20 protein-coding genes are annotated in these 21918 nt (G+C 67.6%); 9 read left to right on the top strand and 11 right to left on the bottom strand.

Features of this window, described 5'->3' with window-relative positions; all coding sequences use genetic code 11:
* Positions 1–4 precede the first annotated feature (4 nt).
* Complete coding sequence (locus MKK63_RS30750; RefSeq protein ID WP_244008243.1) at positions 5–409, top strand: DUF4260 domain-containing protein; 405 nt, start codon at positions 5–7, stop codon at positions 407–409.
* An 89-nt stretch (positions 410–498) separates the two neighbouring features.
* The gene (locus MKK63_RS30745; RefSeq protein WP_244008242.1) at positions 499–1503 is read left to right on the top strand and encodes a glucokinase; all 1005 of its coding nucleotides are present in this window, start codon (positions 499–501) and stop codon (positions 1501–1503) included.
* 54 nt (positions 1504–1557) lie between these two features.
* Here MKK63_RS30745 and MKK63_RS30740 read toward each other — a convergent pair whose 3' ends face one another.
* Positions 1558–3030: an MFS transporter gene (locus MKK63_RS30740; RefSeq protein WP_244008241.1), complete on the bottom strand. Its 1473-nt coding sequence runs from the start codon at positions 3028–3030 to the stop codon at positions 1558–1560.
* A 158-nt stretch (positions 3031–3188) separates the two neighbouring features.
* Between MKK63_RS30740 and MKK63_RS30735 the strand changes: the two genes are divergently transcribed.
* The 4 genes from MKK63_RS30735 to MKK63_RS30720 all read left to right on the top strand — a co-directional run bounded on the left by MKK63_RS30735 (position 3189) and on the right by MKK63_RS30720 (position 7438).
* Complete coding sequence (locus MKK63_RS30735; RefSeq protein ID WP_244008240.1) at positions 3189–3476, top strand: hypothetical protein; 288 nt, start codon at positions 3189–3191, stop codon at positions 3474–3476.
* A 93-nt stretch (positions 3477–3569) separates the two neighbouring features.
* On the top strand, positions 3570–4511 hold the full coding sequence (locus MKK63_RS30730) for a 2-hydroxyacid dehydrogenase (protein ID WP_244008239.1): 942 nt from the start codon (positions 3570–3572) through the stop codon (positions 4509–4511).
* A gap of 105 nt (positions 4512–4616) precedes the next feature.
* Positions 4617–6578: a cytochrome C oxidase Cbb3 gene (locus MKK63_RS30725; protein WP_244008238.1), complete on the top strand. Its 1962-nt coding sequence runs from the start codon at positions 4617–4619 to the stop codon at positions 6576–6578.
* An 11-nt stretch (positions 6579–6589) separates the two neighbouring features.
* Positions 6590–7438, top strand: a complete 849-nt coding sequence (locus tag MKK63_RS30720; protein ID WP_244008237.1) for an oxidoreductase — start codon at positions 6590–6592, stop codon at positions 7436–7438.
* A gap of 49 nt (positions 7439–7487) precedes the next feature.
* Here MKK63_RS30720 and MKK63_RS30715 read toward each other — a convergent pair whose 3' ends face one another.
* The 10 genes from MKK63_RS30715 to urtA all read right to left on the bottom strand — a co-directional run bounded on the left by MKK63_RS30715 (position 7488) and on the right by urtA (position 17091).
* Positions 7488–8057: a ClpP family protease gene (locus MKK63_RS30715; RefSeq protein WP_244008236.1), complete on the bottom strand. Its 570-nt coding sequence runs from the start codon at positions 8055–8057 to the stop codon at positions 7488–7490.
* A 51-nt stretch (positions 8058–8108) separates the two neighbouring features.
* Entirely contained in the window at positions 8109–9164 is a 1056-nt protein-coding gene (locus tag MKK63_RS30710) for an aliphatic amidase (RefSeq protein WP_244008235.1), read from the bottom strand.
* A 46-nt stretch (positions 9165–9210) separates the two neighbouring features.
* The gene (locus tag MKK63_RS30705) at positions 9211–9522 is read right to left on the bottom strand and encodes an FmdB family zinc ribbon protein (protein WP_244008234.1); all 312 of its coding nucleotides are present in this window, start codon (positions 9520–9522) and stop codon (positions 9211–9213) included.
* Positions 9523–9598: 76 nt separating this feature from the next.
* Positions 9599–10828, bottom strand: coding sequence for a formamidase (gene fmdA / locus MKK63_RS30700; RefSeq protein ID WP_244008233.1), 1230 nt, complete (start codon positions 10826–10828; stop codon positions 9599–9601).
* Between the two features lie 62 nt (positions 10829–10890).
* Positions 10891–11910 carry an alpha/beta fold hydrolase gene (locus MKK63_RS30695; RefSeq protein ID WP_244008232.1) on the bottom strand — a complete coding sequence of 340 codons (1020 nt, stop codon included), beginning with the start codon at positions 11908–11910 and terminating at the stop codon, positions 10891–10893.
* Between the two features lie 9 nt (positions 11911–11919).
* The gene (urtE, locus tag MKK63_RS30690) at positions 11920–12684 is read right to left on the bottom strand and encodes an urea ABC transporter ATP-binding subunit UrtE (RefSeq protein WP_244008231.1); all 765 of its coding nucleotides are present in this window, start codon (positions 12682–12684) and stop codon (positions 11920–11922) included.
* A 2-nt stretch (positions 12685–12686) separates the two neighbouring features.
* A complete protein-coding gene (gene urtD, locus MKK63_RS30685) occupies positions 12687–13472 on the bottom strand; it encodes an urea ABC transporter ATP-binding protein UrtD (protein ID WP_244008230.1) in 786 nt (261 codons plus the stop codon).
* An 8-nt stretch (positions 13473–13480) separates the two neighbouring features.
* Positions 13481–14653: an urea ABC transporter permease subunit UrtC gene (gene urtC / locus MKK63_RS30680; protein ID WP_244008229.1), complete on the bottom strand. Its 1173-nt coding sequence runs from the start codon at positions 14651–14653 to the stop codon at positions 13481–13483.
* Positions 14654–14666: 13 nt separating this feature from the next.
* Entirely contained in the window at positions 14667–15593 is a 927-nt protein-coding gene (urtB, locus tag MKK63_RS30675) for an urea ABC transporter permease subunit UrtB (RefSeq protein ID WP_244008228.1), read from the bottom strand.
* Between the two features lie 241 nt (positions 15594–15834).
* Entirely contained in the window at positions 15835–17091 is a 1257-nt protein-coding gene (gene urtA / locus MKK63_RS30670) for an urea ABC transporter substrate-binding protein (protein ID WP_244008227.1), read from the bottom strand.
* 229 nt (positions 17092–17320) lie between these two features.
* Between urtA and MKK63_RS30665 the strand changes: the two genes are divergently transcribed.
* From MKK63_RS30665 to MKK63_RS30655, 3 genes are all read left to right on the top strand, one after another.
* Positions 17321–20680, top strand: a complete 3360-nt coding sequence (locus MKK63_RS30665) for an ATP-binding protein (protein WP_244008226.1) — start codon at positions 17321–17323, stop codon at positions 20678–20680.
* On the top strand, positions 20673–21587 hold the full coding sequence (locus tag MKK63_RS30660; RefSeq protein ID WP_244008225.1) for a DNA-binding response regulator: 915 nt from the start codon (positions 20673–20675) through the stop codon (positions 21585–21587). The genes MKK63_RS30665 and MKK63_RS30660 overlap by 8 nt, the downstream gene beginning before the upstream one ends.
* A 111-nt stretch (positions 21588–21698) precedes the next feature.
* On the top strand, positions 21699–21911 hold the full coding sequence (locus MKK63_RS30655) for a hypothetical protein (protein WP_409564579.1): 213 nt from the start codon (positions 21699–21701) through the stop codon (positions 21909–21911).
* The last annotated feature ends 7 nt before the right edge of the window (positions 21912–21918 follow it).

The following is a 21918-nucleotide window of genomic DNA, read 5'->3' as shown; positions in this document are numbered from 1 at the left end:
CGGCATGTCCGACGGCTTCGTGGACGGCGGCCCCCGGATCATCCTGCGGATCGAAGCGGCGTGCCTGCTCGTCTGTTCGGTCGCGGCCTATGCCTGGCTCGGACAATCCTGGTGGATCTTCGCCGCCCTTCTGTTCGCCCCCGATCTCAGCATGCTGGGTTACGCCGCCGGCCCCGGCGCGGGCGCCATCGCGTACAACGCGGTCCATACGGTAACGCCGCCCCTGGTCGGCCTGTGCGCGGCGGTGGTGCTTGGTCAGCCGCACGTCGCCGGGCTGGCCCTGATCTGGCTTGCCCATATCGGGCTTGATCGGACGCTCGGATATGGCCTCAAATACGCCAGCGGGTTCGGCGATACGCATCTCGGCACGATCGGCCGGGCGCGGATGACGGCGAAGGCACCCCAATAGGGCGATTCCGTCTTCAGCGGGGCTTGCCCAACCGGGGATGTGCGGCGAATGAACCACCGCGAAGGTTCAGCGAGCAGAGGCACCTTGCGATGTTCGAGTTTCCGGTCCTCGTCGGCGACATCGGCGGCACGAATGCCCGGTTCGGCCTGATCGAGGCACAGGGGGAACAGCCCCGGCTCCTGTCGCACGAGGCGACCGCGGATCATCCCGACCCATCAAGCGCCATCCGGGCGTCCCTGGCCAAGGCCGGCGATCTCAAACCGCCCTGTTCGGCCATCCTGGCCATGGGCGGCCGGGTCGATGGCCCGGTGAACCAGCTGACGAACGCGCATTGGCAGATCGCCGGACAGCGCATCGGCGAGGATTTCGGGCTGGCCTCCGCGGTGGTGGTGAACGATTACGTACCGGTGGCCGCCGGTGCCGCCGGCATCGCGCCGCACGACCTCACGTCGGTCGGGCCCTGCCCACCGATCTCCGGTGGTGCGCGGGTCGTGCTGGGACCGGGCACAGGGTTCGGCGCAGCGGCCCTGGTGCCGTACGCGACGCAGCTCGCGATCGTCTCCACCGAGGCCGGCCACACCGATCTCGGCCCGGCCGACGCCTTCGAGGAGAAGGTCTGGCACGCGCTGGAGCGGGTCGAGGATCGGATCACCGTGGAAGCCATCCTGTCCGGCCCCGGCCTCGCACGGCTGCATGCGGCGGTGGCGCATGTCCGCACCGGTCGGCCGCACGAGAAGATCGAGCCCGCCGCGGTGACCGAGACCGGGCTCGACGCGTCCGATCCCCACGCCGCCGAGACGCTGGAGCTGTTCGGTCGGCTGCTCGGCCGCGTCTGCGGCGACCTCGCGCTGACCTTCCTGGCCACCAGCGGCGTCTATATCGGCGGCGGCATCGCCCCCCGGATCGTCCGGGTGCTGCAGGAGAGCGGGTTTCGCGACGCGTTCGAGCGCAAGGCGCCCTTCGCCGAGATGATGCGCAAGATCCCAACAAGCGTCATCACCGTGCAGGACCCGGCCTTCCAGGGCTTGGCGGCTTTGGCCAACGAGAGCCGGACGTTCGTCTACCACGGGCAGGTGTGGCGGAAGGGGGCGTAACAGCCCCCCGCTGCCTTGACCCGCACGTCAAGAGCAGGGACTTCGACCCCAGCCTCACGCCGCCGCCAGCGGCTTCGACACCTCTTCCAGCGACTTGCCCTCGGCCGCCGTGCCCCAGATTCCGCCGACCACGGCGGCGACCAGCATCAGCACGGCGCCCAGCCCGTAGCCGAACAGGACCCAGTCCCGCGAGCCGGTCTCGACCAGCGTGCCGAACAGCAGCGGCCCCGAGACGCCGCCGATGCCCGTGCCGACCGCGTAGAAGGCCGCGATGGCGAGCGCCCGGATCTCCAGCGGGAAAGTCTCCGAGACGGTGAGATAGGCCGAGCTCGCCGCCGCGGAGGCGAAGAAGAACACCACCATCCAGGCGCCGGTCTGACCGACCGGCCCGAACACGTCGAGGCGGAACAGCACGCCGACACCGGCGAGCAGCAGCGCCGAGATGCCGTACGTGAAGGCGATCATCTGGCGCCGGCCGATCGTGTCGAACAGCCGCCCGAGCAGCAGCGGGCCGAGGAACGAGCCGAGCGCGAAGGGCAGCAGGTACCAGCCGACGCTGTTGCCCGGTACCTGATAGAATCGCTCAAGAACCAGCGCGTAGGTGAAGAACAGCGCGTTGTAGAAGAAAGCCTGCGCGATCATCAGCGCGAGGCCGACCATGGTCGCTTTGCGGTTCGTGACGAACAGCGCCTTGAACACCTCCGAGAGCGGGGTGCGGTCGCGGGTGCGGACCTTCATGCGTTTGCTCTCATCCACCGGCGGCAGGGTCACGCCCTCGTCGGTGAAGCGCTTCTCGATGCCGGTCACGACCCGGTCGGCCTCTGCGGCGTAGCCGTGGGTAGCGAGCCAGCGCGGGCTCTCGGGGATCCAGGTTCGCAGCAGCAGGATCACGAGGCCGATGGCGCCGCCCGTGAAGAAGGCGACCCGCCAGCCCCAAGCCGGGTCGATCACCTCGGGCTTCAGCAACACGATCGACATGAACGAGCCGATGGCCGCGCCGATCCAGAATGAGCCGTTGATCACAAGGTTGGTCCAGCCCCGCACCCGGGCCGGGACCAGTTCCTGAATGGTCGAGTTAATTGCTGTGTACTCGCCGCCGATCCCCGCGCCGGTGAAGAACCGGAAGATGCAGAAGCTCCAGATATTCCATGACAAGCCGGTCGCCGCCGTAGCGACGAGGTAGAGGGCCAGCGTGATGAAGAACAGCTTCTTCCGCCCGATCCGGTCGGTCAGCCAGCCGAAGCCGATCGCGCCCGTGACCGCGCCCACGAGGTAGCAGGAGGCGGCGAGCCCAACGTCGAATTCGGAGAACGACATCGGCGGCTGGCGCAGGGCGCCCACCAGGGAGCCGGCCAGCGTCACCTCCAGGCCGTCGAGCACCCAAGTGATTCCCAGGGCAACGATGACGAGGACGTGGAATCGACCCCAGGGCAGCCGATCGAGGCGCGCCGAAATGTCGGTATCGATCACTTGGCCGATCTGCGCCCGTTCGGGCGTTCCGGAGGTCCCCTCGACCTTGCTCGTCATCTGCGCATGTCCTCCCGAACGGGCCGTTTACCCTGCCTGACCAGCCCGCATTTACCGAAACACCAGACAGGTGTTGGCAACGGGTTGGGAATCGATTCGGTTCGAACCGGTTTTCATTTGATGCGCGCAGAGAGGAGGGATCCACGCGGTGCCCCCTCATGTCATCCTGTCCTGCTTCTCCCCGTCGCCGCCTCGCCCGCTTCGCGCTGCTCAGCCTGATGATCATGGTGGGCTTGGCGACCGTCCCGTCTAAGGGCGCCGACGCGCATCTCGAACGGCCGAAGCCTCACGTCTCGATGCCGACCGCCGACCGGTGGCGAATGCGGCCGGTCGAACCGGCGACGCCGAGCACGACCGGCAGCATCCGCGGCCGCATCGAGACGCCGATCCCGGAAAGCCGCCGCCGTGTCCGCCTCGTCTATCCAGCGCTCATCGAAGCGCGCTGAACCGGTCGCCGGTTTGGCGAACCGCGTCAGCTCGGGCACAGCGCCTGCTTGGTGCGTCGCGGCCCTTGAGGCTGGATTCGAGCGGAGTCGGGAATGGCAGAGGCGATCGCCCTCATCGGATGCAAGGGCCGGACGCAGGAGGCCGATCACCTGGCGGTGCTTTCTACCGCGATGCCCGAGGAACGGATCGTTCCGTTCCGCCTGATGGACGATGCGGAGCGCGCGGCGACCCAGGTCGCCATCGTGGCCAACCCCGATCCCGCCGAGGTCGCGGCCCTGCCGAACCTCGTCTGGGTGCAAAGCCTCTGGGCCGGCGTCGAGCGGCTGGTCGGGGCCTTCGACCGGCCGTTGCCGATCGTGCGGCTGGTCGATCGCGAGATGGCCCGCACCATGGCGGAGGCGGTGCTGGCCTGGACCTACTACCTCCAGCGGGACATGCCGGCCTACGCACGTCAGCAGCGTGCCGGTGTCTGGCGGCCCCACCTCTATCGGAAACCCACGGACACGACGGTCGGCTTGCTGGGGCTCGGCGCCCTCGGGATCGCGGCGGCGGAGAGGCTCCTCGGTGCGGGCTTTCGCGTGGTCGGGTGGAGCCGCAGCCCGAAATCCGTCCCCGGTGTCGATGCGGAGCACGGGCTGGAGGCGCTCCCGGCGATGCTGGACCGATGCGACATCCTCGTCTGCCTCGTGCCGCTGACGCCGGAGACGCGCGGCCTCGTGAACGCCGAGCGTCTGGCGGCGCTGAAGCCCGGCGCGGCGCTGATCAACTTCGCCCGCGGCCCGATCGTTGTGACGGCGGATCTGATTGCGGCGCTGGACAGCGGCCAGCTCGCCCACGCGGTGCTCGACGTCTTCGAAACCGAACCCCTGCCCGCCGAAGACACCCTCTGGGCCCATCCGGGCGTAACCGTGCTGCCGCACGTCTCGGGCCCGACCGATCTGCCGTCAGCGGCCGCGACGGTGGCGGCCAACCTGCGCGATTTCCGGCGGACCGGGCAGCTGCCGCGGGGCATCGATAGAAGCCGGGGCTACTGACGCGACACCCGGTCCCGCCGGCGGACGTGAACCCTGGCCATATCGGCGTGTTGATGCCCAACTGCCGCGCTTGCGCCGGCGGAGCCGGAAGGATTCTGACAGATCATGGGTTGGCCACGCCGCATTCTGATCGGTACCGGCGTCGTGGCCGTTGCGGTCGGCGCCACCGCGAGCCTCGGGCGGTTCAGCTACGCGCCGATGCCAAACCGGGCGGACCTGCTCAACGCCGACCGCTACCCGATCCAGACCGCCTTCGACATTCTCGGGCGCCGGGTTTTGCGGGCGGAGGCGGATCGCTTGAACGCCACGGAGAGCGGCCGGACGGAACTGGCGCCGGGTGGGACTGCGGTTGCGATCGATCCCGCCATGGTCGAGCGCGGGCGGCAGGCCTTCTACCAGGAGACGTTCGGCAACGAGGTCTTCCTCACAGACGTGATGGGCATGCTCGACGGCGGGCTGACGCCGACGCAGGTCGCGCTGGCGGTGGCCAAGCTTGGCGGACAGGGCACCACCAACCTGCAGGTCGCCATGGCCAGCGACATGCGCGTCGGCGAGCGCGTCTACAAGAAGGGCGAGTTGGTCCCGACCGGGCTCGACGTGCCGAAGGGCGGCGCCTTCATCATCGGGATCAAGACGGTCTACGATCGCGGCCACCTGCGCATGGGCATCACCTGCGCGCTCTGCCACGCCGCGGTCGATCCCGGGACCGGCAAGGTGGTGGAGGGCGCGCCGAATATCGATCTCAACGCCGGGCTGCTGATGGCCCTGGCCAAGAACTCGTCCGCCTACTTCATGCACGCCAGCGTGCCGGAGGCCGATACTCGGCCGAATGCCGATCCGCAGCACACGGGCTCGACCACGACAAGGCCGGTCCTGCCGGACGCGGCGGCTGTCGAGGCGGCCACCAAGGTGCAGGTCGCGAGCTGGCCGCCCGGCAGCTTCGACTCGTCGGCGGACCGGGTCACCAACCCGACCTCGATCCCGTCGAGCTTTTCGGCCTATGGCGAGCCCTACAGCTGGAGCGGGCGCGAAGCGATCGGCCCCTTCGCAGGCCTATCGTCGCTCAACAACAACGTGCACGCGGCCAATTCCGATACTACCCAGCTCGCGGCGGCCGCGCCCTGGCTGTTCGGCATGGACCCCGAGACCTATCTCGGCATCGTTCTGCGCGGGTCGGCCACCGAGGCGTTTCGCTACAAGCCGGACGGCAGTCGGAGCCCGTCCGCGGTGTTGCAGAGCGTCGACCCGACGCCGGCCTCGCCGGGCCTGAACAGCTACGCAGCGCTGCCGACCTATCCGGCCACCAACTACGTTACCGATAACGGCCTGTTCACCTCAGTGGCCGGAGAGCCGGTGAACCACGCCAACAACGCGATGTCGGCCTTTCAGAACCTGCTGCATCCGCCGGCCGGCGGTCAGGATGCCGACAAGGTACGGGCTGGCCGGGCCGTGTACGAGAAGGTGGGCTGCGGCGCCTGCCATTCCGGACCGGCGCTGACCAACCACCGGGTCATCCCGGAGGCCGAGATCGGCACGGAACCGACCCGGGCCCGCGCCGGCGCCAAGATGGAGGCGCGCCTGTCCCCGCCGACGATGTTTGCCGTCGGCACGCCGTTCCCGCTCACCGACACGCCGGCGATCGTGCCGGTGCCGCTCGCGGGCGATGCCCTGACGCAGGTTCAGCTCGCCTGGGGGCAGGGTGGGACGGAGGGCGGTTATAAGGTCCCGAACCTCGTCGGACTCGCCTGGACGGCGCCTTACCTGCATGATTCCGGCGTCGCGGTCGGGACCGACACGGAGCGCCAGCTCGGCGTCCCGGGAACACTCTACAAGGGTGTGGCGCCGGATCCCGCCAACAGCCTGCGGGCGCTCGTCGACCGGGATCTCCGCGCCAAGGTCGTGGCCGCGAACGCGGCCTCGGATACGGCGCGGATTGCCCGGGTTACCGGAAAGGGGCACGCCTTCTGGGCGGATGCCGGCGCGGGTGTCTCGCCCGATGAGCAGACGGCGCTGATCGCCTACCTGCTCTCGATCGATCGCCTGACGGAGCCGGCCGCAACGCCCTGAAGGGGTACGCCATGACGCAGAACACCGATCCGGTCTGGTTCATCACCGGTTGCTCGACAGGCTTCGGCCGTGAGCTCGCCAAATTGGTCATCGCGCGGGGCTGGCGCGTGGTGGTCACGGCGCGCGACCGTGCCAACGTCGCCGATCTCGCGCAGGGTGCCGAGGATCGCGTCCTACCCCTGTCGCTCGACGTCACCGCGGCGGGTCAGATCGCCGAGTCCGTGCGCGCCGCGCAAGACAGGTTCGGTCGGATCGACGTGCTCGTGAACAATGCGGGTTACGGCTATCAATCCTCGATCGAGGAGGGTGAGGACGACAAGATCCGCGCCCAGTTCGACGCCAACGTGTTCGGCCTGTTTGCGCTGACCCGTACGGTGCTGCCGGTGATGCGGGGTCAGGCATCCGGTCACATTCTCAACATCACGTCGGTGGCGGGCTTCGTCGGTTTCCCGGCCTCGGGCTACTACGCCGCCAGCAAGCACGCCGTCGAAGGGTTCTCGGATGCCCTGGCGGCCGAGGCCGCGCCGCTTGGGATCCGCGTAACCTGCATCGAGCCGGGCCCGTTCCGCACCGATTGGGCTGGGCGTTCGCTGATCCAGACCCAGAATGCGATCCTCGACTACGCCGCGACGGCTGGTGCCCGCCTCAAGGCCACGGCGGAGAAGAGCGGCACGCAGGCCGGCGACCCGGTGCGAGCAGGCGAGGCGATGATTCGGGTGACCGAGATGGAGGATCCGCCGCGCCACCTCGTCCTCGGCGCCTGGGGGTACGACGCGGTCACGAAGCGACTGAAGCAGCGTCTCGCCGAAATCGAGGCTTGGCGGCAGACGAGCCTCGGCGCCGATTACCCGGAGGCCTGAGTTCCGCTCTTCGCTCCGTTCGCTTCGCCGCGCACGCGATAACGGAGGGTTAGATCACGCCCTCGATCACGCCCCGCCGTTTGGCTTCCTCGGCCTCCAAGTACCAGTTCGACGGTGCCTTCTCGAGCACTTCGTCCAGGGTCACATCCGAGCCCTGGATCAGGTTGGAAAAGCCCTCGTTCTGGATCTCGATCGAGCACAGGATCTCATTGAGCGTCGCCTTCACGGAGGCGACGCAGGTCGTGAGCGGGCCCTGGACATGGAGCTGCTTGTTCATCTTGCGCTCGTGGATCATCAGCCGCGTACCGCGGGTCAGGTAACGATTCGGTTTCGCGAAGAAACTCATCAATGTCGTGCCGGCCGAGTAGATCGCCGCCTTGCCGAGGAACACGAACCGCCGGTTCGGGTCCATGGCGCTGTTGAAGCGGATGTCCTCGCCCATCATCCGGGCGACCTCGGGATCGCCGCCGAGCGTCGTCAGTTCGACCACCACAATCTCGCGGTCTCCCGCCGCGCCGAGTTGGCGGCGGAAGTCTTTGTACATGTCGTAATCGACCGGGCCCGAGAGCAGCACCGCGGGGGCCCGGAAGGCGGTCGGGTCGAGGGGTGGCGTGTCCATGGTCCTCCTGGTCGAACGGCCGGCTCCACCTAGGGGGAGCCGGAGTCAGCCTCAGCGCACCGGATCAGGCGCACCAGCGCCCTTGCCAACGAACGGGATACCCTCGATCGGGCATTCCTCGGTGCCGACGCTCTGACGAGTAATGGCCCTGACAGCATCGCGGGTTCCGTCGGGATCCTCGATCCAGCGCCGGTAGAACTCGTAGGGGCATTCCGACAGGCCGTGCCGGTTCTCCTTCGAGTTGATCATGCCGGTGTAGCCCCGGTGCAAAAGCTTGAAGAGGTGGTTCTCGGATTGGCCGTGGGCGCGGAAATCCCGGATCAGGAACTTGGAGAGGGCGGCGTACTGAATGCCCATCTCCTCCTCGCCGCACTCGCCGAGCGTCCGGCCGTCGAAGCCGATGATCGCCGAGTGGCCGAAATATGTGTACACGCCGTCGAACCCGGCAGCGTTCGAGACCGCAACGTAGACGTTGTTGGCGAACGCCATCGCCTTCGAGATGACGATCTGCTGTTCCTTGGCCGGATACATGTAGCCCTGGCAGCGGATGATCAGCTCGGCGCCCCGCATGGCGCAATCGCGCCAGATCTCGGGGTAGTTGCCGTCGTCGCAGATGATTAGGCTGATCTTCATCCCCTTCGGCCCGTCCGACACATAGGTGCGGTCGCCCGGATACCAGCCCTCGATCGGGGTCCAAGGCATGATCTTGCGGTATTTCTGGACGATCTCGCCTTGGTCGTTCATCAGGATCAGGGTGTTGTAGGGCGCTTTATTGGGGTGCTCCTCGTGGCGCTCGCCGGTGAGGGAGAACACGCCCCAGACCTTGGCCTCGCGGCAGGCGGCGGCGAACACCTCGGTCTCGGCACCCGGGACCGACGAGGCGGTCTCGTACATCTCGGCGGCGTCGTACATGATGCCGTGGGTCGAGTATTCGGGAAAGATTACGAGATCGAGGCCGGGCAGGCCGGTCTTCATCCCGACGATCATCTTGCCGATCGCCTTGGCGTTCTCAAGCACCTCGGCGCGGGTATGGAGCCGCGGCATCTTGTAGTTCACGACGGCGACGCCGACGCTGTCCTGGCTGGACGAGATGTCTCCGTGCATCATGGCGTTTGGTCCTCCTGACCTTGATCGCCCCCCAGGTGGGCGCGGCTCAGTGGCTGATCATCCAGGGCCGCGCACTCGGGAAGCCCTTGGCGGCGGCCGGGGCCGACTTCTTCGGCGAGCAGCAGCCGCAGCCCGACCCGTGGCTGCCCGAGCGCTTCGGCGCGTGGCGGCTGCGCTCGTTGGTGGCGTGGGCGGCCCGCAGCCCTGCGTCCATGCCGGCGATGCGCGGCGCCGTGAGGAACGCCCGTTGGCTCGACACGCCGCAATCCGGGCACGCATGCGGATCGCGGAACTCGGCCATCGGCCGCATCACCGTGAAGGGGCCGCAGGCCTCGCAGGCGTACTCGTAGACGGGCATGGGGTGCTTCCGGTGAAGGGAATGCGCTTGGGGCACGAGCCGCGGGTCCCCTCTCCCGCACGGGAGAGGGAGCAGGTCACAGATCCGGCGAGAGCGGCATCTGAATCGAGCCGTCGAGGAACTTCGTCGGCCCGTCGGCGCCGGGATTGATGTCGAACTCGAAGATCTTGGTCGGGATCCAGAGCGTCGCGCAGGCGTTCGGGATGTCGACGACGCCCGAGATGTGGCCTTGGACCGGTGCGGTGCCGAGGATCGAGTAGGCCTGCGCGCCCGAATAGCCGAACTTCTTCAGGTATTCGATCGCGTTCAGGCAGGCCTGCCGGTAGGCGATGTGGACGTCGAGGTAGTGCTGACCGCCGTGCTCGTCGACCGAAATGCCCTCGAAGATCAGGTGATCGTCGAATTTCGGCGTGATCGGTGACGGCTTGAAGATCGGGTTCTTGATCCCGTACTTGGCCATGCCGTCCTTGATCAGCTCGACCTTGAGATGGACCCAGCCGGCCATCTCGATGGCGCCGCAGAAGGTGATCTCGCCGTCGCCCTGGCTGAAGTGCAGGTCGCCCATGGAGAGGCCGGCGCCCGGCACGTAGACCGGGAAGTAGATTTTTGAGCCGCGCGACAGATCCTTGATGTCGCAATTGCCGCCATGCTCGCGGGGCGGGACCGTGCGGGCGCCGGTGGCGGCGGCTGCGTCCTTCGCGTCGCCCTTGAGGCGGCCCATATGGGCCGTCGGACCGAAGGGGAGGGTAGCCAGCGCTGGCACGCGTTCCGGATCGGTGTCGTAGAGTGCCTTCTCGCGGGTGTTCCAGGTCTCCAGCATCTTGGGATCGGGCAGGCAGCCGATCAGGCCGGGATGGATCAGGCCGGGGAAGCGCACCCCCGGGACGTGGCGGGACTTGGTGAACATCCCCTCAAAGTCCCAGATCGACTTTTGGGCCTGGGGGAAGTGCTCGTCCAGAAAGCCGCCGCCGTTCTTCTTCGAGAAGAAGCCGTTGAAGCCCCATTGGCTCTCGGGCTTGGCACCGATGTCGAGGAGATCGACCACCAGCAGGTCGCCGGGCTCGGCACCCTCGACGCCGATCGGGCCCGAAAGGAAGTGCACGATCGAGAGGTCGATATCGCGCACGTCGTCCGCGGAATCGTTATTCTTGATGAAGCCGCCGGTCCAGTCGTAGGTCTCGACGATGAAGTCCGCGCCCGGCTTCACATACGCAACCATCGGGATGTCGGGGTGCCAGCGGTTGTGCACCATGTCGTTCTCGTAGGCCGATTGCGTGAGATCGACCTTGATCAGCGTCTCGGGCATCTCGTGTCTCCAGCTCCCTGACTCTCCGGGGCAAGCCCCGTCCACGCGCCGCTGCGCGTCTCTCACCCGCTCGCGAGCAGCTCTTTCAGCGCTTCGTCGAGGATCTTGATGTCGTCCGGGCTGGTGCCGGGCCCGCCTGCGAAGTGGCCCCACCACGTGTCGATCACGCGCAGCTCCGCGTTCGGCATGGCGGCCGCCTCGATGGCGTTGTCCTCCGGCGGGAAATACAGGTCGGTCGAGGCGGGCATCAGGATCGCCTTGGCGCGGATGGCGCCGAGCGCGGCCTTGAAGTCGCCCTGGAAAGTGTCGTTGGCGCTGATATCGCCGTGCTGCCACGTCCACAGCATGGCGAGCAGGTTGTTGGCGTCGCGCTCGTAGAACAGGCCTTCCCAGAACCCGATCAGGAAGTCCTCCAGCGAGGCGTAGCCCATGTGGGTGATGTCGGCCTCGAGCCGGTAAAAGGTCTGCGACAGGCCCCAGCCGGCGTAGACCCGGCCGAAGGCGCGCAGGCCGCGCGTCGGCGGGCTCGCGTACCAGCCCTCCGCCCAGGCGGCGTCGGCCTGGAGCGCCGCCTTGGCGCCCTCAAGGAAGACGTAGTTGTGCCGCGAGCACTTGGCCGAGCCCTGAAACGGCAGGATCTTCGGCACCATGTCGGGATACATCGCCGCCCAGTGGTAGGTCTGGAGCGCCCCCATCGACCAGCCGGTGACGAGGACGAGTTTCTCGATGCCGAAATGCTCGATGACGAGGCGGTGCTGGGCGCGGACGTTGTCGTAGGCGGTGACGTTGGGGAAGCGCGGCCCGTTCCAGGGCGCGGGCGTGTTGCTCGGCGAAGACGAGAGCCCGTTGCCGAACATGTTCGGGATGATGATGAAGTACTTCTCCGGATCGAGGGCCTTGCCGGGGCCGATCAGCCACTCGTTCTCAGTGTGCTGGCCCGAGTACCAGGTCGGGTAGACGATGGCGTTGTCCTTGGCCGGGCTCAGCGTCCCGAAGGTCTTGAAGGCGAGCTTGGCCGCGCGCAGCGTCTTGCCGCACTGGAGCACGAAGTCGCCGAGTTCGAAGATCTCATAATCGGCCATGTTGTGCCCCTAGACCGATAGGAACCGGGCCACCGCCGCCTCGTCGATCCCGTCGCGCGGGGCCTCGTGGACGATGGCGCCGTTCTCCATGACGATTACCCGGTCGGCGACATCGAGGGCGAAGCTCAGGACCTGCTCCGACACCACGATCGAAAGGCCGCGCGCGTCGCGGATTGTCTTGAGCGTCCGGCCCATCTCGCGGATGATCGACGGCTGGATGCCCTCGGTCGGCTCGTCCAGCAGCAGCACCTTCGGGCGGCTCGCGAGCGCCCGGGCGATGGCAAGCTGCTGCTGCTGCCCGCCCGAGAGGTTGCCACCGCGCCGGCCCTTCATCTCCAGCAGGACCGGGAACATGTCGTAGAGGTCCTGCGGCACCTTGCGGGTGCCCGTGACGGTGAGGCCGGTCTCGATGTTCTCCTGGACCGTCATGGTGGAGAAGATCATCCGGCCCTGCGGCACGTAGGCGAGGCCTTTGGCGACCCGGACGTGGCTCTTGAGCCCGGCCACGTCCGTGCCCTCGACCTGGATCGACCCTGCTTTCACGGGCACGAGACCCATCAGGGTCTTCATGAGCGTGGTCTTGCCCATGCCGTTGCGGCCCATGACGGCGACGATTTCGCCTGGCGCCACCGAGAAGGTGAGTCCGTGCAGCACTTCGCTCTGGCCGTAAGCGGCGTGCAGATCCTCGACGGCGAGCGCCGCCGTGGCGGATGGGATCGTGGCGAGTGGGGGCGCCTGAATTCCGGGCGGGTGCGCGGTCTGAAGCGACGCCATCGTCAATGTCCCAAATACACTTCGATGACTTTCGGGTCGTTCTTGACCCGCTCCATCGACCCTTCGGAGAGTACTTTGCCCTGGTGCAGGACGGTCACCCGGTGGGCGATGTCCTCGACGAACTTCATGTCGTGCTCGATCACCAGCACCGAGCGGCCCTTGATGATCTGGTTGAGCAGCTCGGCGGTCTTGATCCGCTCGCCGACGCTCATCCCGGCCACCGGCTCGTCGAGCATCAGGAGTTCCGGGTCCTGGATCAGCAGCATGCCGATCTCCAGCCACTGCTTCTGGCCGTGGCTCAGGAACTCGGCCCGCTCCTTGAGCTGATCCTTCAGGAAGATCGTCTCGGCGATGGCGTGGATGCGGTCGCGGACTTCCGCATCGCGCTTGAACGTCAGGGCGCCGAACACCGAGCGTCCGCGCGGGAACGAGATTTCGAGATTCTCGAACACCGTCAGGTCGTCGTAGATCGACGGCGTCTGGAACTTGCGGCCGACGCCGGCCTGGACGATGGCGCTCTCGGAGAGCTTTGTCAGCTCCTGGCCCTTGTACCTGATCGATCCGGCGCTCGCCCGGGTGCGTCCGCAGATCAGGTCCAGCACCGTGGTCTTTCCGGCGCCGTTCGGGCCGATGATCACCCGGATCTCATCGGGCTCGACGTAGAACGACACGTCGTTGACCGCCTTGAACCCGTCGAAGGAGACCGTCAGCGCCTCGACGGCGAGGAGATGATCGGGCGGGGCCGCCTCGGCGCCGACCACGGGAGAGGAGAGGATCGCGGCGTTCATGGGCAGGATCACTCGGCCGGGGCGCCGTGGGGCGGGACGATGGCGGGCGGCGGGGCGCGAAGACCCTTCACCCGGCGGGTGAGGCGGGGCTCGATCTGCTCGCGCCAGATCCCGGCAAGGCCGTTCGGGAAGGCCAGCACCACCGCGATGAACAGGGCGCCGAGGCCGAACAGCCAGAGGTCCGGGAAACTTTCGGAGAAACTGGTCTTGGCCCAATTGACCAGAAGCGTGCCCCAGACCGCGCCGAACAGGGACAAGCGCCCGCCGACGGCGGCGTAGATCACCATCTCGATCGAGGGCACGATGCCCACGAAGGAGGGCGACATGAACCCGACCTGCAGGGTGAACATTGCCCCGCCGATCGCGGCCAACCCGGCGGCGAAGCAGAAGGCGAAGACCTTGAACCCCGCCACCGAGTAGCCAGAGAAGCGGACCCGATCCTCCTTGTCGCGCATGGCGACGAGGATACGGCCCAGCTTCGATTTCTTCACGTATTGCGCCGCCAGAATGCAGGCGATCAGCAGGCCGCCATTGACGAAGTACAGGATGGTCTTTGCGCTATCGGTGCGGATGTCCCAGCCGTGGAGGGTGCGCAGGTCGGTGATGCCGTTGATGCCGCCGGTATAGCCCTGCTGGCCGACGATCAGGATCGTCAGGATCGCGGCGATCGCCTGGGTGATGATGGCAAAATAGGTGCCGCCGACCCGGCGCTTGAACATCGCGAAGGAGATCAGCATCGCGAACAGGACCGGGACCGCGACCACAAGGATCAGGGTCAGCGGCAGGCTTTTGAACGGCTGCCAGAACCACGGGATCGCGGTGATCTGGTTCCAATCCATGAAGTCCGGGATGCCCGGCGTCGACTGGATCTTGGTGTTGGCGACGCTCGAAGCTTCGAGCTTCAGGTACATCGCCATGCAGTAACCGCCGAGGCCGAAGAAGCAACCCTGGCCCAACGAGAGGATGCCGGCATAGCCCCAGCAGATCACGAGCCCCAGGGCCACGAACGCGTAGGTCAGATACTTGCCGACGAGGTTGAGGCGGAAGCTGTCGAGCAGCATCGGCAGGACAACCAGGATCACCCCGGCCAGCAGAGCCAAGCTCAGCCACTCCACCGGCTTCATGAACGGGTTGTCGTTGACGGTGACGGATTTGGTGAGGGTCTGGACCGGATTCGTCATGGTCGAAAAATCCTCAGCGCCGGACCTTGAGGGTGAAGAGGCCCTGCGGCCGCAACATCAGGATGCCGACCACCGCGAGCAGCGTGATTACCTTGGCCATCGAGCCGGAAAGGAAAAACTCCAGGGTCGACTGCGTCTGGGAGATCGAGAAGGCCGACGCGATGGTGCCCAAGAGGCTGGCGGCGCCGCCGAACACGACGATCAGGAAGGTGTCGACGATGTAGAGCTGGCCCGAGGTCGGCCCGGTGGAGCCGATCATCGTGAAGGCCGAGCCGGCAATGCCCGCGATGCCGCAGCCCAGGCCGAAGGTGTAGCGATCGACCTTCTCGGTATCGATGCCGACCGCCCCCGCCATGGCACGGTTCGACATGACCGCGCGGACCTGCTGGCCGAAGCGCGAACGGTAGATCAGCAGGGCGACGCTGACGGTGATCAGGATGGTAATCCCCATCACGAACAGGCCGTTGACCGGGATCTCGATCGTGTCGGTGACCTGCACCGAGCCGATCAGCCAGGACGGCAATTCGACGCCGACCTCGCGGGCCCCGAAGATCGACCGGTAGGCCTGCTGGAGAATCAGCGATAGGCCCCAGGTGGCCAGCAGGGTGTCGAGCGGGCGCTTGTAGAGGAACCGGATCAGGCTCCACTCCACCAGCATGCCGAGCGCCCCGGAGGCCAGGAACGCCAGCGCCATGGCGACGAAGAAGTAGGCCGGAAACAGCACCGGCACGTAGGTCTGGCAGAAGGCCGAACAGAGATACGTCACGTAGGCGCCGAGGATCATGAACTCCCCATGGGCCATGTTGATCACGCCCATCTGGCCGAAGATGATCGCCAGCCCGAGCGCCATCAGCAGGTAGACGGAGAACAGGATCAGGCCGGCGAAGCCCTGCATGGCGAAGATCGCGCCGAGATCGCCGAGGGAATAATCGCCGAGCATTTTCTCGTGTCTCCCGCGCCTGGGGATGCCTAATTGAAGCCCGCGGCGCCCTCCCTCCCCCCTTTGCGGGGGAGGGGGGCCCCTGCGTCAGCAGGGGTCGGGAGAGGGGAGCCCGGCTTCCGTAAGATGGCTGAGTGCGTTGTGAGGGGCGGTGCATCGTCCTGCACCGTCGCTCCCCTCTCCCGACCCCCATGCGGGGGCCACCCTCCCCCGCAGAGGGGGGGGAGGGGAGAGTTGGAGACTACTGGTACCCCTTCGGGAACGGATCCGGCTTGATCAGCTCCGGGCTCGTATAGACGATCTCGAACTGGCCATCCGGCTTGGCCTTGCCGACGCGGGTCTTCGACCAGAGGTGATGGTTCTCGTCGATCCGGACGTAGCCTTCCGGCGCACCCTTGAACTCGATGCCGGGCGAGGCCGCCACCACCTTGTCGACATCGAACGAGCCGGCCTTCTCGCAGGCCATCTTCCACAGGTACGGCCCGAGATAGGCGGCCTGGGTGACGTCACCGATCACGGTCTTCTCGCCCCACATCTTCTTGAAAGCGGTGACGAAGGCCTTGTTGTTCTCGTTCTCGATCGACTGAAAGTACTTCATGCACGCATAGGCGCCGGCGATGTTCTCGCCGCCGATGCCGTCGATCTCGTCCTCGGTGACCGAGATCGTCATCAGCACCTGCTTCGACAGGTCGATGCCCGCCGCCTTGAGCTGCTTGTAGAACGCCACGTTCGAGCCGCCGACCACGTCGGCGAAGATCACCTTCGGCTTGGTCAGCTTGATCTTGTTGATCACCGAGTTGAACTGGGTGTGGCCGAGCGGGAAGTACTCCTCGCCGACGACCTTGCCCTTGAGCACGTTCTCGACGTGCTTCCGGGCGATCTTGTTGGAGGTGCGCGGCCAGATGTAGTCCGAGCCGATGAAGTAGAAGCTGTCGCCGCCCTTCTCCTTGTGCACCCAGTCGAGGCCGGCGAGAATCTGCTGCGTCGCCTCCTGGCCGGTGTAGAAGACGTTCTTCGACTGCTCCAGGCCCTCGTAGAAGGTCGGGTAGTAGAGCAAGCCGTTGTACTGCTCGAAGACCGGCAGCACCGCCTTGCGCGAGGCCGAGGTCCAGCAGCCCATCACGGCGGCGCAATGGTCATTGACGAGGAGCTTCTTGGCCTTCTCGGCGAAGGTCGGCCAGTCGGAGGCGCCGTCCTCCTGGATGATCTTGATCTTGCGGCCGAGCACGCCGCCGGCCTCGTTGATCTGGGCGATCGCGAGTTTCTCCGCTTCCTGCGCCCCCGTCTCCGAGATCGCCATGGTGCCGGTGATCGAGTGCAGGATGCCAACCGTCACCTCGGTGTCGGTCACGGCGAGGCCGGTGGTGTTGACCGTCGCGGTCGGCGTCGCGGCCCAGGCCGCGCGCGGCATCAGCGCCAGCGCCGGTGCGCCGGCCAGCCCCATGAGCAGCCTGCGCCGCAGCGGGGAACGCAAGCCGTGATCGGTGTCGTCTGCCATCTGCCTGACCCTGTGGGCGTCCGGGTCTTGAGAGGCGGCCCGGATCGACGAGCGCAGGCTAGGGCGGCTGTTGCGGTGCGGCCTATACGCGATTTTGCGTATGGCGATACTCTTGCATGCGCTGCACCATCGCGGCGGAACAGTGTGAGGTCATGCCGGTCTTGGGCGCGAGCAACATAAGTGCCGCGCGAATACGGGGGTGTTCGCGCGCGCGCGGGCTCGCGGTGTCATGACCGCTGTGCAGCGCATCATCCCGATCCGCCGGGATTACAACCGCTTCGTCGCCGACGAGACCCTGGAAGATTATGCGCTGCGCTTCACCGCCAAGAAGGCGCGGCGCTGGACCGGGTTCGAGGTGGCGCAGACGGCGCTGGGCTCGGTCTCTTTCCTGGCGCTGGAGGCGATCGGCGGCACGCTCGCCCTGACCGCGGGCTTCCCCAATACGCTCGCGGCGGTGCTGCTCGTCGGTTTGATCATCTTTGCTACGGCTGTGCCCATTACGGTCTACGCCGCACGCTACGGCGTCGACATGGATCTGCTGACCCGCGGCGCCGGGTTCGGCTATCTCGGCTCGACCGTCACGTCGCTGATCTACGCGAGCTTCACGTTCCTGTTCTTCGCCATCGAGGCGGCGATCATGGCGCTGGCGATGCAGCTCTGCTTCGGGCTGCCCCTCGGTGTCGGCTACCTGCTCTGCGCGGGCGCCGTGATTCCCCTGGTGGTCTACGGGATCCGCCTGATCAGCCGGTTCCAGATCTGGTCGCAGCCGCTCTGGATCGCCCTCAGCCTGCTGCCGCTCGTCTTCGTAGCCGCCCAGGGGGCGGAGCCGCTGCGCGCCTTGGTGCGCTTCCCGGGCCTCGACGGCGATGTCGGCTTCGATCTCGCCCGGTTCGGGCTCGCCACCGGCGTCCTGCTGGCACTCCTCGCGCAGGTCGGCGAGCAGGTCGACTTTTTGCGATTTGTCCCCGAACCGAAGGATCCGCGCGATCGTCGCTGGTGGCTCGCGGTGCTCTCCGGCGGCGCTGGCTGGATCCTGCCGGGCATGCTCAAGATCCTGCTGGGCGCCGCGCTGGCGGTGCTCGCACTCGGTCACGGCGTGCCGCCCGAGCACGCCGCCGAGCCGACCCGCATGTACGCGATCGCCTTCGGTTATCTGACCGGGGAGGGGAGCCGGGCGGCGCTGCTACTGACCGGACTGTTCGTGCTGGTCTCGCAGCTCAAAATCAACCTGACCAACGCCTATGCCGGCTCGATCGCGTGGTCCAACTTCTTCTCGCGGCTGACCCACAGCCATCCGGGGCGGGTGGTGTGGCTGGTCTTCAACGTCGCCATCGCGCTGCTGCTGATGGAGCTCGGGATCGACAAGACGATCGAGAGCACGCTGCCGCTCTATGCCGCGGTGGTCTCGGCCTGGGTCGGAGCGCTCGCGGCCGACCTCGCGGTGAACAAGCCGCTGGGGCTCTCGCCGCCCGGCATCGAGTTCAAGCGGGCGCATCTCTATGCCGTGAACCCCGTGGGCACCGGCGCCATGGTGCTGGCGCTCGCCCTGGGCGGGCTCGCCTATACCGGGCTTCTCGGCCACCTGCTCCAGCCCTTCGCACCGCTGCTCACGCTCGCGACCGCCTTCGCCGCCGCCCCGGCGATCGCCTGGGCCACGGCGGGGCGCTGGTATCTCGCCCGCACGCCGCAGACCGATTGGCCTTCGTCGGAGGTGGTCTGCCGCGTCTGCGAATTGCCCTTCGAGGGCGAGGACATGGCCCATTGCCCGGCCTATGACGCGCCGATCTGCTCCCTGTGCTGCTCGCTCGACGCCCGCTGCGGTGACCTGTGCAAGCCGCACGGCCGCCTGGAGGTGCAGGCGCAGGCGGCCGTCGCACGGATCCTGCCCGGCCGTACCGCCGCCTGGATCGGCGCGCCGCTCGGCCGCTACCTCGCGGTGATGCTGACGCTGTGCGCGGTGATCGGCCTGATCCTCGGCATCGTCCATGCCAGCGCGACGATCGCGCATCCGGAGCACCGCGCGTTCCTGCGCGACGCGCTGACCAGCGTGTTCTTCACCCTGGTGGTGATCCTCGGCGTGGTGGCGTGGCTGTTCGTGCTCGCGCAGGAGAGTCGGGGCGTCGCGCAGGCCGAGACCATGCGCCAGACCGCCCTCTACGAGGCCGAGATCGCCGCCCACAAGATCACCGACGCCAAGCTGCAGGAGGCCAAGGAGCGGGCGGAAGCCGCCAACCAGGCCAAGAGCCGCTACGTAATCGGGATCAGCCACGAGCTGCGCACGCCGCTCTCCACCGTGCTGGGCTATGCCCAGCTCCTCGAATCCGATCCCGCGATTCCGGCCCACCGGCTCAATGCGATCCGGGTGATCCGGCGCAGCGGCCAGCACCTGTCCGGCCTGATCGACGGTCTCCTCGACATCTCCCGCATGGAGGCCGGGCGTCTCCAGATCCACCGCGACGAGGTCCGGCTCGCCGATTTCCTCGATCAGCTCGTCGACATGGTCCGCCTCCAGGCCCGGGAGGCCGGGCTGGAGTTCCGGTTCGCACGGCCCGAGATCCTGCCGGCCGTCGTCGCCACGGACGAGAAGCGCCTGCGGCAGGTGCTGCTCAACCTCCTGTCGAACGCCATCAAGTTCACGGAGGCCGGCACGGTCTCGCTGGACCTGAGCTATCGCAGCCAGATCGCCGTGTTCACGATCCGCGATACCGGCCCCGGCATCCCTGAGGCGGATCTGGCGCGGATCTTCGAGCCCTTCGAGCGCGGCTCGACGCCCGCCGCCCGCAGCACGCCGGGGACGGGTTTGGGGCTGACCATCGCCAATCTGCTGGCGCAGCTGCTGGGCGGCGAGATCACCATCGCGGCGGCGCCCGGCGGCGGCACGCAGGCGCGGCTGCGGCTGATGCTGGCTTCGGTGGCCGAGCCCATGCCGGTCGTCCTGCCAGCCCCCGCCGAACCGCCGGAACGGGCCTATGCGGGCGCCCGCCGCACCGTCCTCGTGGCCGACGACGACAGTGCGCACCGCGCCCTGATGCGGGCGATCCTGGAACCGCACGGGATCGCCGTGCTGGAGGCCGGCTCAGGGACCGAATGCCTGGCGGCGGTCGCGGCCGGCGGGATCGACCTGATCCTCCTCGACATCGCCATGCCGGGGATGAGCGGCTGGGCGGTCGCCGCAGCCCTGCGGGCCGCAGGCCATGCCGGCCCGATCGCCATGATGTCGGCCAACGTCCACGAGATCAGCCCCGTGCGCGGCGACGACGCACCCCACGACGCGATCTTCGCCAAGCCCTTCGACCTGCGCGACGTGATGGAGCGCGTCGGCAAGCTGTTGCGGCTGGAATGGACCGGCGCGGCCGCCCTTCCGCGCGAGCCCGTCGTGACCCTGGAGGCACCCGGGCCGGAGCAGATCGGCGAATTGCTGCGCCTCGGGCGGATCGGTCACATCCGGGCTATCGAGGCAACGCTCAGCCGGATGGAGGCGGAGGCATCGGCGCCCCCGGCCTTCGTGGCGCAGATGCGCGGGCTGGTGGAGGGCTACGACCTGCGCCGCTACCTGTCGGTGCTGCAGGGGCTCGCCCGCAATGGCTGAGGCACCGAGCCGGCCAAATCGGGACATCGTCCTGGTGGTCGACGATTCCCCGGACACGTTGAGCTTCCTCACCGAGGCGATCGAACGGTCGGGTGCCACCGTGCTGGTGGCGGTGGGCGGTGACCTCGCCCTGGCGCTGGTGGACGAGATCACCCCCGACGTGATCCTGCTCGACGCCGTGATGCCGGGGCTGGACGGGTTCGAGACCTGCCGCCGGCTCAAGGCCAAGCCGCAGCTCGCGGGCGTGCCGGTGATCTTCATGACGGGTTTGAGCGAGACCGAGCACATCGTGCAGGGCTTGAGCGCGGGCGGGATCGACTACGTCACCAAGCCCATCGCTCCGGACGAGATCCTGGCCCGAATCCGCGTGCATCTGGCGAGCGCCCGCGCCGCGCAGAGCGCTCGGGCGGCCCTCGACACCGCGGGTCGGACCCTGTTCGCCGTCGCGGAGGACGGGACCGTGCTGTGGTCGACGCCGCAGGCCGGGCGGCTGCTCGCCGGTCTCGTCGCCGATCCCTCGGGCGTCTTCGTCCTGCCCTTGCGGTCCCGCGACTGGCTGCGGGGCTGCCTCGCCGGGGCGGCCGCGCCCTTGACGCTGACCGATCGCGACGGGGCGGCCATCGCCCTGAGCTTCATCGGCCGCACGTCGGACGAGGTCCTGCTCCGGCTGTCGCGGGAGGAGCCCGCTCTGGGGGTCGAACGGCTGCGGGCGCGCCTGCCGATCACCGGCCGGGAGGCGGAGGTGCTGCTCTGGCTCGCGCGCGGCAAATCGAGCCGCGATATCGGCGAGATCCTGGGGTTGAGCCACCGGACCGTCACCAAGCATCTCGAAGGCATTTACGCCAAGCTCGGCGTGGAGAACCGGACCGCGGCCTCGATCATCGCGGCCCGCCATCTTCAGGATTGAGCGGCACCGTGATCCCCATCTTGTCCACAGGCGTCGCGCCCCGGCGAAACGCCTTGGTAAGCGCGGGCGCGCCAGGGTTCCCGCTCAGATCGACCAGCCGAGCCGGATGCGATGATGACCTGCCAGCAACTCGCCGAGGAACTGAAGCGGATCGCCACAACGCAGGTCAGCGACATCACCCGTGCGGTCAAGGAAGGCCAGAAATCGATCGCGCTGAACGAGGTGCGCGACATGGCCCGCCGCCTCGAACTCCTGGCCGAGGCCTTCGATCCGAAACCGGCCGCCGAGGCCGCCGAGGCCGCCGAAGGCGCGCAGGCGGCCTGACGCGCAG

It is taken from the genome of Methylobacterium sp. J-088 (assembly GCF_022829295.1).
Taxonomy (GTDB): Bacteria; Pseudomonadota; Alphaproteobacteria; order Rhizobiales; family Beijerinckiaceae; genus Methylobacterium.
Note: the sequence above shows the minus strand (reverse complement) of the source record. Positions and strands in the feature narration are given on the sequence as shown.

Bases quoted from the DNA above. Each gene is read 5' to 3' on its own strand.
- MKK63_RS30710 (WP_244008235.1), bottom strand. From the start codon at position 9,164: ATGATGCACGGAGACATCTCGTCCAGCCAGGACAGCGTCGGCGTCGCC.
- MKK63_RS30715 (WP_244008236.1), bottom strand. From the start codon at position 8,057: ATGGACACGCCACCCCTCGACCCGACCGCCTTCCGGGCCCCCGCGGTG.
- MKK63_RS30735 (WP_244008240.1), top strand. From the start codon at position 3,189: ATGTCATCCTGTCCTGCTTCTCCCCGTCGCCGCCTCGCCCGCTTCGCG.
- MKK63_RS30665 (WP_244008226.1), top strand. From the start codon at position 17,321: ATGACCGCTGTGCAGCGCATCATCCCGATCCGCCGGGATTACAACCGC.
- urtD (WP_244008230.1), bottom strand. From the start codon at position 13,472: ATGAACGCCGCGATCCTCTCCTCTCCCGTGGTCGGCGCCGAGGCGGCC.
- MKK63_RS30745 (WP_244008242.1), top strand. From the start codon at position 499: ATGTTCGAGTTTCCGGTCCTCGTCGGCGACATCGGCGGCACGAATGCC.
- MKK63_RS30720 (WP_244008237.1), top strand. From the start codon at position 6,590: ATGACGCAGAACACCGATCCGGTCTGGTTCATCACCGGTTGCTCGACA.
- MKK63_RS30730 (WP_244008239.1), top strand. From the start codon at position 3,570: ATGGCAGAGGCGATCGCCCTCATCGGATGCAAGGGCCGGACGCAGGAG.
- MKK63_RS30695 (WP_244008232.1), bottom strand. From the start codon at position 11,910: ATGGCCGATTATGAGATCTTCGAACTCGGCGACTTCGTGCTCCAGTGC.
- urtA (WP_244008227.1), bottom strand. From the start codon at position 17,091: ATGGCAGACGACACCGATCACGGCTTGCGTTCCCCGCTGCGGCGCAGG.
- MKK63_RS30705 (WP_244008234.1), bottom strand. From the start codon at position 9,522: ATGCCCGTCTACGAGTACGCCTGCGAGGCCTGCGGCCCCTTCACGGTG.
- MKK63_RS30660 (WP_244008225.1), top strand. From the start codon at position 20,673: ATGGCTGAGGCACCGAGCCGGCCAAATCGGGACATCGTCCTGGTGGTC.
- urtC (WP_244008229.1), bottom strand. From the start codon at position 14,653: ATGACGAATCCGGTCCAGACCCTCACCAAATCCGTCACCGTCAACGAC.
- MKK63_RS30740 (WP_244008241.1), bottom strand. From the start codon at position 3,030: ATGACGAGCAAGGTCGAGGGGACCTCCGGAACGCCCGAACGGGCGCAG.
- urtE (WP_244008231.1), bottom strand. From the start codon at position 12,684: ATGGCGTCGCTTCAGACCGCGCACCCGCCCGGAATTCAGGCGCCCCCA.
- MKK63_RS30725 (WP_244008238.1), top strand. From the start codon at position 4,617: ATGGGTTGGCCACGCCGCATTCTGATCGGTACCGGCGTCGTGGCCGTT.
- urtB (WP_244008228.1), bottom strand. From the start codon at position 15,593: ATGCTCGGCGATTATTCCCTCGGCGATCTCGGCGCGATCTTCGCCATG.
- MKK63_RS30655 (WP_409564579.1), top strand. From the start codon at position 21,699: ATGATGACCTGCCAGCAACTCGCCGAGGAACTGAAGCGGATCGCCACA.
- MKK63_RS30750 (WP_244008243.1), top strand. From the start codon at position 5: ATGTCCGACGGCTTCGTGGACGGCGGCCCCCGGATCATCCTGCGGATC.
- fmdA (WP_244008233.1), bottom strand. From the start codon at position 10,828: ATGCCCGAGACGCTGATCAAGGTCGATCTCACGCAATCGGCCTACGAG.